Origin of the sequence: uncultured Porphyromonas sp., assembly GCF_938039215.1 — a bacterium.
Taxonomy (GTDB): domain Bacteria; phylum Bacteroidota; class Bacteroidia; order Bacteroidales; family Porphyromonadaceae; genus Porphyromonas.
The window spans coordinates 87,551-98,812 of record NZ_CALHVI010000020.1; the positions used below are offsets into that span (position 1 = coordinate 87,551).

At 53.5% G+C, this 11,262-nt stretch carries 7 protein-coding genes; all 7 read left to right on the forward strand.

Translation table 11 applies throughout. From position 1 onward, the window contains the following. Window positions 1-330: 330 nt before the first annotated feature. Entirely contained in the window at window positions 331-1,170 is an 840-nt protein-coding gene (locus Q0336_RS02825; RefSeq protein WP_298525421.1) for a MotA/TolQ/ExbB proton channel family protein, read from the forward strand. Between the two features lie 29 nt (window positions 1,171-1,199). Next, the gene (locus Q0336_RS02830) at window positions 1,200-1,676 is read left to right on the forward strand and encodes a hypothetical protein (RefSeq protein WP_298525423.1); all 477 of its coding nucleotides are present in this window, start codon (window positions 1,200-1,202) and stop codon (window positions 1,674-1,676) included. Between the two features lie 37 nt (window positions 1,677-1,713). Beyond that, on the forward strand, window positions 1,714-2,328 hold the full coding sequence (locus tag Q0336_RS02835) for a biopolymer transporter ExbD (RefSeq protein WP_298525426.1): 615 nt from the start codon (window positions 1,714-1,716) through the stop codon (window positions 2,326-2,328). 6 nt (window positions 2,329-2,334) lie between these two features. Then, window positions 2,335-2,814, forward strand: a complete 480-nt coding sequence (locus Q0336_RS02840) for a biopolymer transporter ExbD (RefSeq protein WP_298525429.1) — start codon at window positions 2,335-2,337, stop codon at window positions 2,812-2,814. A 244-nt stretch (window positions 2,815-3,058) separates the two neighbouring features. Further along, window positions 3,059-6,322, forward strand: coding sequence for a S41 family peptidase (locus Q0336_RS02845; protein ID WP_298525432.1), 3,264 nt, complete (start codon window positions 3,059-3,061; stop codon window positions 6,320-6,322). Window positions 6,323-6,942: 620 nt separating this feature from the next. Next, window positions 6,943-8,805 (forward strand): methylmalonyl-CoA mutase small subunit, encoded by a 1,863-nt coding sequence (gene mutA, locus Q0336_RS02850; RefSeq protein ID WP_298525435.1) that lies wholly within the window; start codon window positions 6,943-6,945, stop codon window positions 8,803-8,805. A 20-nt stretch (window positions 8,806-8,825) separates the two neighbouring features. After that, window positions 8,826-10,979 carry a methylmalonyl-CoA mutase gene (gene scpA / locus Q0336_RS02855; RefSeq protein ID WP_298525438.1) on the forward strand — a complete coding sequence of 718 codons (2,154 nt, stop codon included), beginning with the start codon at window positions 8,826-8,828 and terminating at the stop codon, window positions 10,977-10,979. The last annotated feature ends 283 nt before the right edge of the window (window positions 10,980-11,262 follow it).

Below are 11,262 nucleotides of genomic sequence, written 5' to 3' on the forward strand. Positions count from 1 at the left end.
GCCTAAAGGGAGGATGGATAGGTCGTGAGGACGAGGGATGCCTCTCCAAGGTCGTCCACAGAGCTTTTGCGAGAGACGTGATTTTGTTTTTCGGTTGGAAAAGCTGTATTTTTGATGCCGAAAGGCCTTATCCTCTGTTAGCTGATCTCCCCGATGGGACTCGCCTCTGTAGGATGGCTCTAGGTCGAGTGTGGGTGAGCATGTCGCTCTCGCCTCCTCGTGGTAGGGATAGATCCCCCCTCAGATGAGCCCCTCACAAGACCTGATATAATGAAGGAACGAGAAGAAACGAAACAAATAAAACTTACTAACTCACAAAAACTATTCGACATGAAAAAGTTATTCGCAATCGCTGCTTGCGTGGGTCTCCTCTCAGTAGGCACGGCTAATGTAGCCATGGCCCAGAATGCAGATAGCACTGCTGCTCCTGCTACCGAACAGGTTGATTCAGCCGCAGCTCAGGCTGTTGATTCAGCTGCCGTCGTTGCCGATGAGCAAGTAGCAGGTGAAGAAGTCGTTGCTGAAGCAAGCTTCCACCAGGAGCTGAAGACTAAGTTCATCGAAGGGGGTGCAGACTTCATGGCTACCATCGCCATCGCCCTCATCCTCGGTCTGGCTATCTGCCTGGAGCGTATCATCTACCTCAACCTCGCTAACGTTAACCCTGACAAGCTCCTCCGTGACATCGAAGCTGCTCTCGTCAACGAAGGGAACGTCGAAAAGGCTAAGGAAGTAGCTCGCAACACGCGTGGTCCGATTGCATCTATCGCCTATCAGGCGCTTCTCCGTGCAGATCAGGGTATCGACATCGCAGAAAAGTCTGTAGTCTCCTACGGTGGTGTACAGGGTGGTCTGCTCGAAAAGAACCTCTCTTGGATCTCGCTCTTCATCGCTATGGCTCCTTCTCTCGGGTTCCTTGGTACGGTCGTAGGGATGGTCCAGGCATTCGACAACATCGAAAAGGTAGGGGATATCAGCCCAACGGTCGTAGCAGGTGGTATGAAGGTCGCTCTGATCACGACCATCGGTGGTCTTATCGTAGCTCTGATCCTTCAGGTCTTCTATAACTACATCCTCTCTCTGGTCGAAGGTATCCTCAACCGCATGGAAGATGCCTCCATCACGCTGCTCGACTTCATCGTCAAGTACGAAGTCAAGAAGAACAAGTAATCATTACCCTGTAGTACAATAATAAAGACATGGCTGTAACAAAGATACGTAAGGTATCCAGCACGACTTTATTAGTCCTCACAGTCGTAAGCGTCTTGATCTTTGTCCTCTTCTTCGCAGGAGGTGCAGAGGTCGATGCTAAGGGCAACAAGGACTATGCGTTCACGGGTATCTTGCTCTACTGGACTTATTTCCTCTTCCTCGTCACGATCGTGGCGACGATCTGCTTCGCTCTCCGCAACATCGTATCGGCTTTCCAGACCAACTCTCGCCGTGCAATGCTCTCTATCGGTAGCCTCGTAGCCTTCGTAGTCCTCCTCGGTATCACCTACGCTATCGGCGATGGTGAGCCTATCAAGGGCCTCAACGAAGCTTCGCAGTCCTACAATACGAGTGGCTGGCTGAAGGTCACCGATATGTGGCTCTACTCCATCTATATCCTCTTCGTCGCCACCATCGGTGCTGCGATCTGGGGCGGTGTATCCAAGCGACTCCTGAGCAAGTAAGACGTTGTAATCAGTAACGAATAGAACAAAAAGCATTATGGCTACGAAAAGAAAGACTCCTGGTATCAACGGATCGTCCTCGGCCGATATCGCTTTTATGTTGCTTATCTTCTTCTTGATTACAACTTCAATGGATACTGATAAGGGGCTTAAGAGGCGTCTGCCTCCTATGGCTCCAAAGCAACAAAAGCAGCAGGAGATCGAGATCAATGACCGCAACATCATGCGTCTCTTGGTCAACCGAGCTGACGAAATCGTGATCTCACGCAAGGATGCCTCTGGTGTAGACCAGCTCATCCCTGTCAAGCTGGAGCAACTCAAGGACTACGCTGTCGAGTTCATCATGAACCCCGACAACAAGCCCTTCCTGCCTGAGCTTGAGCGTCGTGAGATCGAAGGGCTGGGTGAGCGCACTGTCATCACTACTGGGTATGCTATCTCCATCAAGAATGAGGTCGAGACCAGCTACCAGCAGTACGTCAACGTGCAGAATGAGCTGATCAAGGCTTACAACGAAGTGTGGAACATCTTCGCTCGTCAAGCCTTCGGTAAGTCCTTCGATGCTCTTACCCCTTCCGAGAAGAAGTCTGTCACGGAGGCATATCCCATGCACATCTCTGAGATGGCTCTCTCTAACCTTGCAAAGAAGTAAAAGACAATGGGAAAATTCAGTAAATCAGGTGGGCGTGAGATGCCCGAGCTAAATACTTCGTCCCTTCCTGACTTGGTTTTCGCCTTCCTCTTCTTCATCATGATGGTTACGACCATCCGTGAGGTTACTCCGAAGGTTAGCTTCAGCGATCTGCCCACGGCTACCGAGCTGACTAAGCTCGAAGAAAAGTCGCTCGTCACCTTCATCTATGTCGGTAAGCCTAACAAGGAATATCGTGAGATGTACGGTACGAACTCGGCGATCCAGCTCAACGACCAGGTCACTCAGAATCCTACGGCTGTGTACAGCTACATCAAGCAGGCACAGACGAAGATCAAGGATGCTCGTCGCAACCTTATGCAGGTCTCTCTCAAGGCCGATAAGGGGACGAAGATGAACATCATCTCTCAGATCAAGGAAGAGCTCCGTCGCGCCGACGCTCTTAACCTAAGCTACTCGGCACGTAAGCGTAACGACAACAACTAGTCGTTTGCGACCTCTCCCTCATCACTAAACTCTATGTAGAGAGCCCTCCAGCGCACCTCCGTGTGTCTCGGGGGCTCTCTCCTTTTATCCGATTCATTCGCATCTCTCTCCCCCTGCTTCTGCGAGACCTTCTGATCTTTTCTTCCCCAAGAGTGGTCTTGCCTAGCGGACTTGCTTTTGTCTAGGCTGCTAGCTTGCTCCGAGAGAGCGCTCTTGCATCTACGATACACATTATACATCGACTATGAAACGAATCCTCACTCTGGCTCTGGCCTCTGCTCTGTCGCTGAGTACTCTTGCTCAGGCAGAGAAGAGTACTCCACTCTGGCTGCGTCATCAGCAGATCAGCCCAGATGGCTCTCGCATCGCATTCTGCTACCGAGGGGACATCTACACGGTACCCACTTCTGGTGGGACGGCCTTCCGTCTGACCTCCAATGCTGCCTACGACGGTACTCCTATCTGGAGCCCCGACAGCAAGCAGATCGCCTTCTCCTCTGATCGTGAGGGAAGCAAGGATGTCTATATCGTCGGAGCCGATGGCTCTGGTCTGCGTCGCCTGACCTACAATAGTGGGAAGGAGCTCCCTGTAGCCTTCCTTGATGACAACACACTGCTCTTCCAGTCCTACATCATCCCCAGTATCAAGGATGGGATGTTCCCTTGGGACTGGTTCGTTCAGACCTATGCGCTTGATCTGAAGAAGTCTGTGGCTCGCCCCAAGCTCTACAGTACTTATCCCACGCTTGATCCTTCACTTCGTGCAGGGCAGATGCTCTACACCGATGTCAAGGGCTACGAAGATGTCTGGCGCAAGCACGCTGTCTCTCCCGTTACCCGTGATATCTGGCTCCGTGATAAGGATGGTAAGCATACCAAGCTCACCACCTTCGGAGGGGAAGACCGCAATGCCGTCTGGGATCGTCAGGGGGGCTTCTACTATCTGAGCGAAAGAGGGGGTAGCTTCAATGTCTTCCACCGCTCATCTGCTACGGCTACGGCTCAGGATGAACAGGTCACTTCCTTCACCCGCAATCCAGTCCGCTTCCTCTCCATTGCTTCCAATGGCATGCTCTGCTACGGCTACGATGGGGAGATCTATACGCAGACTCCAGGAGCTGCTCCTCAAAAGGTCGCTATCTCGATCATCCGTGATGACGAAGAGCCTCAGCTGGTGCGCAAGACCTTGAGAGATAATCTCTCCGACTTCGCTGTCGCTAAGAGCAACAAGGAAGTAGCACTTGTAGTGAACGGGGATATCTTCGTCACTTCGACTGACTATGCGACGACACGTCGTATCACCGACACACCCGAGGAAGAGCGTAACATCGATATCAGCCCCGACGGACGCAAGCTGGTCTATGCCGCTGAGCGCAATGGCGGGTGGAATCTCTACATGACTGAGCTCACTCGCAAGGATGATCCCCTCTTCACCTATGCTCGTGATCTCAAGGAGACCCAGCTGACGAAGAACAAGGAAGCCTCCTTCCAGCCCCTCTTCTCTCCCGATGGTACCAAGGTCGCTTACCTCAGAGATCGTACGGGTATCTTCGTGCACGACCTCAAGACGGGCCGTGACTATCAGGTGCTGGATAAGAAGTACAACTATTCGTACACCGATGGTGACTTCTCTTACACTTGGAGCCCAGATAGCAAGTGGATCCTTTGCGAATATCTAGGCCATGGTGGTTGGAACCACGTAGACTGTGCTCTGGTGAAGGCCGATGGCTCGGGTGAGGTGGTCAACCTCACGGAGAGTGGCTACACAGAGGGTAGTCCTAAGTTCGCCTTCGGTGGCAAGGCTGTCCTCTTCACTTCGGACCGTGCCGGGTATCGTAGCCACGGGAGCTGGGGCTCGGAGCGTGACTACTATCTGATGTTCCTCGATCGTGAGGCTTACGAAGAGTTCAAGCTCTCCAAGGAAGATCGTGAGCTGCGTAAGGAGCTCAAGGAGGTAGCAGATAAGAAGGATGATGCTAAGCCAGCTAAGAAGACCGCTAAGGGTCGTAAGGCAAAGGCAGAGAAGGCTAAGCCTGCAGAGGATAAGACCTTCAAGCCCGACTTCCACGATCTAGATGCTCGCACCGTGCGTCTGACGCGTGCTTCGGGTTCGCTCTCCGATGCAGTGATCAACGAAGATGGCTCTAAGCTCTACTACATCGCTCGCTATGAGTCTTCCTATGACCTCTGGGAGAAGGATCTGCTTACTCAGGCTACGAAGGTCATCTCTTCGGATGTCGGCGGTGGCGGTATCGTCCTCGGGAAGGATGGTAAGACCATCTATGTCGGGACGAATAATGGCCTCAACAAGCTCGATGGCGGTGCGCTTAAGCCCATCAGCTTCGCAGCGGAATTCAATCATCGTCCAGCGGCCGAACGTGCTTACATCCTCGACCATGCTTACCAGCTCGTCAAGGAGAAGTTCTACGATGTCAATCTCCACGGTGTGGACTGGGCATACTATCGTGATACGTACAAGAAGTTCCTCCCTCATATCGATAACGATGAGGACTTCGGCGAACTCCTCAGTGAGTTCCTCGGCGAGCTGAATGCTTCGCACACGGGTGCTCGTGTCTACCCCTCTCGCTATGCTCAGCAGACTGGGTACTTCGGTGCATACTACGATCAGAGCCACAAGGGCGATGGTCTCAAGATCGAAGAGATCCTAGTTGGTGGTCCTCTCTCACACTTCGGAGACAAGATCCACGCTGGTATGATCATCGAGAAGGTCGATGGCGAAACGATCTCTGCTGATAAGCCCGTCGAGCTCTATCTCAACGGCAAGGTCGGCAAGCGCACCAGCGTCTCCTTCTACGATCCCAAGACGGGCAAGCGCTTCGAAGAGCTCATTCGTCCGATCAGTCAGTCCACCCAGAAGGAACTCTTCTTCCGTCGCTGGGAGAAGCAGCGTGAAGAGCTTGTCGAGAAGCTCAGTGGTGGCCGTGTAGCCTACGTCGTCGTACGTGCGATGAATAGCTACAGCTATCGTGAAGCCTACAAGAAGCTCCTCGGTAAGTACCGCAATTACGATGCGGTCATCGTCGACACCCGCTACAATGGCGGTGGTTGGCTCCACGAAGACCTCGCCTTCCTGCTCAGTGGTAAGCTCTATCAGCGCTTCACCCCACGTGGGCAGTACATCGGTGATGACCCCTTCATGCAGTGGACCAAGCCTAGCTGTGTCCTCGTCAGCGAAGGGAACTACAGTAATGGCCATGGCTTCCCCTGGGTCTACAAGCACCTGGGTATCGGTAAGGTCATCGGTACACCTGTCGCAGGTACGATGACGGCCGTCTGGTGGGAATCGCAGATCAACCCCTATGTAGTCTTTGGTGTGCCCCAGACCACTTGCTCGGATCTCGATGGTAATGCAATGGAGAACCGCACGCTCCAGCCCGATATCGAAGTCTACAATACTCCAGCGAACTACGAGTCTGGCCACGATGCTCAGCTCGTCCGTGCTGTCGAAGAGATGATGAAGACCATCGGTCCTAAGGCCAAGAAGTAGTCATCCTTCCGCCCTTTACCCTTCGGGGTAAGTCGCTACGTCCTCCTTGAGCTATTGGCTCGGGGAGGACGTAGCTTTTATATGAGGAGAGGATGCGTGAAGGTGTATAAGTAGAAGATAAGGGGAGAGCTTTCGCTTAGGCTTGTCATTCCTTCGGGGGATCTCTGTACAAGAAGCCTCGCTCCAGCCCGCCTAGAATCAGCTCTTGGAGAGCCCTCAAAACAAACCTACCGTAGGTCGCAAGAAAAACCTACTGTAGGTCGTCTCACCGACCCACGGTAGGTCGCTTCGACGACCTACCGTGGGTTTCTTTTTAGCCCCTTGTCGGGGTGCATCCCGAAGGGTGCGAAGAGCCTTCTCCTCGCTTGGTGTAGCGCCTTCATTTTACGTGAGGTCCATGTGTGGTGGTTCGGCTCACATAAGATCACCGATCGTTTCTGAGAAACTATCGGAAGAGAGCAAGCAGGGAAAGAATAGCATCGCTGATAGCTATTCTCTTAGGAGTGCCCCCAAAAGTTATTGGGCATCAGCTGTGATTTGTCCTAGGAGATAAGCCGGTAATTGCATTATTTACTGTACCTTTGCGGATATAAGTAATCAATTCACTAAATTGAACTATTATGGCAACTGACAAAGAACGGTTACTGAGCGAATTCCCCGCCATTAGCACACAGGAATGGAAGGATAAGATCATAACCGACTTGAAGGGTGCAGACTTCGATCGTAAGCTCGTCTGGCGTACGAACGAAGGTTTCAATGTCAACCCCTTCTACCGCCGTGAAGACCTCGAAGGTCTCTCGACACCTCGTGTAATGCCTGCTGAGTACCCTTATGTCCGCTCCACACGTCTGGACAATGAGTGGCTCATCCGCCAGGAAATACATGTCACCGATCCTCAGGAAGCAAATGCTAAGGCTCTGGACATCCTCAACAAGGGGGTGACCTCGCTTGGCTTCAAACTCCGTCGTGATCAAGTAAACAAGGAAACACTAGCCGTCCTGCTGAAGGACATCATGCCTGAGGCGATCGAGCTCAACTTCTCCTGTTGCTACTCCGTGGCTGTACAGCTGGCTGAAGCTCTGACGGCTTACCTCACCGAAGCTGGAGCCAACGTAGCAGAATGCAAGGGCTCGATCAACTTCGACCCCTTCAAGAAGCAGCTGGTCAAGGGTATCTCCAACCCCCAGTGGGTCGCTCCATGCGCTCGTCTTCTTGAGGCTATCCGCCCCCTGCCTGGCTTCCGTGTCCTGACGGTCAATGCGCTCAATATCAACAACGCTGGGGCTTACATCTATCAGGAGCTGGGCTATGCGCTCTCTTGGGGTGCTGAGCTCCTCGACAAGCTCACCGAAGCAGGCTTCTCGATCGAGGAGCTGACGAGCCGCATCAAGTTCGTCTTCGGGGTTGGGTCCAACTACTTCATGGAGCTGGCAAAGTTCCGTGCAGCACGTTGGCTCTGGGCTGAGATCGTCGGTGCTTACGGCGACCAGTACAAGGGCGACGCAGCGAAGATCTACATGCACGCTGTCACCTCTACGTGGAATAAGACCATCTACGACGCTCACGTGAACCTGCTCCGTACACAGACCGAAGCGATGTCCGCAACGCTCGGTGGGGTAGACTCGCTGACCGTCCAGCCCTTCGATGTCACTTATCAGGAGTCGGACAACTTCTCCGAACGTATCGCACGCAACCAGCAGCTCCTCCTCAAGGAAGAGTCACACTTCGACAAGGTCATCGACCCCGCTGCAGGCTCCTACTATATCGAGCACCTGACGAACGCTCTCGCAGAGCAGGCTTGGAAGCTCTTCCTCGCTGTCGAAGAAGAAGGTGGCTTCGCTGCTGCTGCTGAGGCTGGATCCGTCCAGAAGGCTGTCAATGCTAGCAACGCTAAGCGTCATGCTGCTGTAGCTGCCCGTAAGGAGATCTTCCTCGGGACGAACCAGTTCCCTAACTTCACCGAGACGGCTGCACAGAAGCTGCATGAAGAGGGCGAAGCTGCTGCACACAGCTGTGGCTGCGGTAAGCCTTCGATCGAAGTGCTGAACTTCGACCGTGGTGCTTCTGAGTTCGAAGCTCTTCGTCTCGCTACCGAACGCTCGGGCAAGGAGGTCAAGGTCTTCATGCTCACCATCGGTAACCTCGCTATGCGTCTGGCACGCTCTCAGTTCTCCAGTAACTTCTTCGCTTGCGCTGGCTACAAGATCCAGGACAACCTCGGCTTCGCTACGGTGCAGGAAGGGGTAGACGCAGGTCTTGCAGCAGGTGCTTCGATCATCGTGCTCTGCTCGAGCGACGATGAGTATGCAGAGTTCGCTCCCGAAGCCTTCAAGTATCTCGCAGGTCGTGCTGAGTTCGTCGTCGCAGGTGCTCCTGCTTGCACCGATGATCTCAAGGCTATCGGCATCGAGAACTTCGTCAATGTGAAGAGCAACGTGCTGGAGACCCTCCGCCAGTTCAACCACAAGCTTGGTATTAACTAATCGGTAAGGAGACAGAAGAAATGAAACCACAATTCAAGAACATAGATATTAAGTCTGCGGGCTTCGCTCAGACTTGCCCCGTCGAATGGGCTTCGAAGCAGGACAACAGCTCCGTATGGCGTACCGCAGAGCAGATCCTGGTCAAGCCCGTCTATACGGCGCACGACCTCGAAGGGATGGAACACCTCGACTATGCTTCCGGTATTCCTCCTTATCTGCGTGGCCCTTATAGTGGTATGTATGCCATGCGTCCCTGGACGATCCGTCAGTACGCAGGGTTCTCCACGGCTGAAGAGTCCAATGCCTTCTACCGCCGTAACCTCGCTTCTGGTCAGAAGGGTCTTTCGGTAGCCTTCGACCTTGCTACCCACCGTGGGTACGACGCTGACCACTCTCGTGTCGTCGGTGACGTAGGTAAGGCTGGGGTATCGATCTGCTCGCTGGAGGATATGAAGGTGCTCTTCGACGGTATTCCTCTCAACAAGATGTCCGTCTCCATGACGATGAACGGAGCTGTGCTCCCCGTCATGGCCTTCTATATCAATGCTGGTCTTGAGCAGGGCGCTAAGCTCGAGGAAATGGCTGGTACGATCCAGAACGACATCCTCAAGGAGTTCATGGTGCGTAATACCTACATCTACCCACCTGAATTCTCGATGCGTATCATCGCTGATATCTTCGAGTACACGTCGCAGAACATGCCTAAGTTCAACTCGATCTCCATCTCCGGCTACCACATGCAGGAAGCTGGTGCTACGGCAGACATCGAGATGGCTTACACGCTTGCTGACGGTCTGGAGTACCTCAAGGCTGGTATCGCCGCTGGTATCCCTGTAGACAAGTTCGCTCCTCGTCTCTCGTTCTTCTGGGCTATCGGTATGAACCACTTCATGGAGATCGCCAAGATGCGTGCTGCACGCTGTCTGTGGGCTAAGATCGTCCAGCAGTTCAACCCTGAGAACCCCAAGAGCCTTGCGCTTCGTACGCACAGCCAGACGTCAGGTTGGTCGCTCACTGAGCAGGACCCCTTCAACAACGTCGGTCGTACCTGTATCGAAGCTATGGGTGCAGCACTCGGTCACACGCAGTCGCTCCACACCAATGCTCTTGACGAAGCGATCGCACTGCCTACGGACTTCTCCGCTCGTATCGCTCGTAATACCCAGATCTACATCCAGGAAGAGACCCTCGTATGTAAGGAGATCGACCCATGGGCTGGTTCGTACTACGTAGAGAGCCTGACGAACGAACTGATGCACAAGGCTTGGGGCCACATCAAGGAAGTCGAAAGCATGGGTGGTATGGCCAAGGCTATCGAAACGGGTCTGCCTAAGATGCGTATCGAAGAGGCTGCTGCTCGCACGCAGGCTCGTATCGACTCTCGTCAGCAGGTCATCGTCGGTATCAATAAGTACCGCCTCGAGAAGGAAGATCCTATCGATATCCTCGAGATCGACAACACGGCTGTTCGTCTCCAGCAGATCGACCGCCTCAATGAGCTCCGCAAGAATCGTGACGAAGCCGCTGTCAAGGCAGCTCTCGAAGCGATCACTCACTGCGTAGAGACCAAGGAAGGTAACCTCCTCGACTTGGCGGTCAAGGCTGCAGCTCTTCGTGCATCTCTCGGTGAGATCTCCGATGCCTGCGAAAAGATCGTAGGTCGCTATAAGGCAATCATTCGTACTATCTCCGGCGTGTACTCATCAGAATCAGGCGAGGATAAGGACTTCATCCGCGCAAAGGCTCTTGCTAAGAAGTTCGCAGAGAAGGAAGGTCGTCAGCCCCGTATCATGATCGCTAAGATGGGTCAGGACGGACACGACCGTGGTGCTAAGGTCGTCGCTACGGGCTATGCAGACTGTGGCTTCGACGTAGACATGGGACCTCTCTTCCAGACTCCAGAGGAATCAGCTCGTCAGGCTGTCGAAAACGACGTCCACGTGATGGGTGTATCCTCACTGGCTGCTGGTCACAAGACGCTCATCCCTCAGGTGATCGAAGAGCTCAAGAAGCTTGGCCGTCCTGACATCCTCATCACCGCTGGTGGTGTGATCCCAGCTCAGGACTACGAGTATCTCTACAATGCAGGTGTCGCTGCTATCTTCGGTCCTGGTACACCAGTAGCTTACTCCGCTGCGAAGGTCCTCGAGATCCTCCTCGGCGAAGAAGCCTAACCGCAAGCTACACATAGCTTATCCATAAGGCTAGATGCCGTACCCAAACCCTTGGGTACGGCATCTGTCGTATCTGGGGGGGGGCTTTTGCCTGGATGAAGGGGGTATCGCTTGAATAGCAGGGATGGTATTTCAGATAGGGTAAAGGTCTTCGTGTAAGTCTTATGGGAACGCTCTAAATGGAAGCTATGGGAAGGTCGCTCCAAAAACCTACTGTGGGTCGTCGATGCGACCTACGGTAGGTCGGTGAGGCGACCCACAGTAGGTTTTGGAGGCGACCTAC

Bases quoted from the DNA above. Each gene is read 5' to 3' on its own strand.
- Q0336_RS02845 (WP_298525432.1), top strand. From the start codon at position 3,059: ATGAAACGAATCCTCACTCTGGCTCTGGCCTCTGCTCTGTCGCTGAGT.
- Q0336_RS02825 (WP_298525421.1), top strand. From the start codon at position 331: ATGAAAAAGTTATTCGCAATCGCTGCTTGCGTGGGTCTCCTCTCAGTA.
- scpA (WP_298525438.1), top strand. From the start codon at position 8,826: ATGAAACCACAATTCAAGAACATAGATATTAAGTCTGCGGGCTTCGCT.
- Q0336_RS02840 (WP_298525429.1), top strand. From the start codon at position 2,335: ATGGGAAAATTCAGTAAATCAGGTGGGCGTGAGATGCCCGAGCTAAAT.
- Q0336_RS02830 (WP_298525423.1), top strand. From the start codon at position 1,200: ATGGCTGTAACAAAGATACGTAAGGTATCCAGCACGACTTTATTAGTC.
- Q0336_RS02835 (WP_298525426.1), top strand. From the start codon at position 1,714: ATGGCTACGAAAAGAAAGACTCCTGGTATCAACGGATCGTCCTCGGCC.
- mutA (WP_298525435.1), top strand. From the start codon at position 6,943: ATGGCAACTGACAAAGAACGGTTACTGAGCGAATTCCCCGCCATTAGC.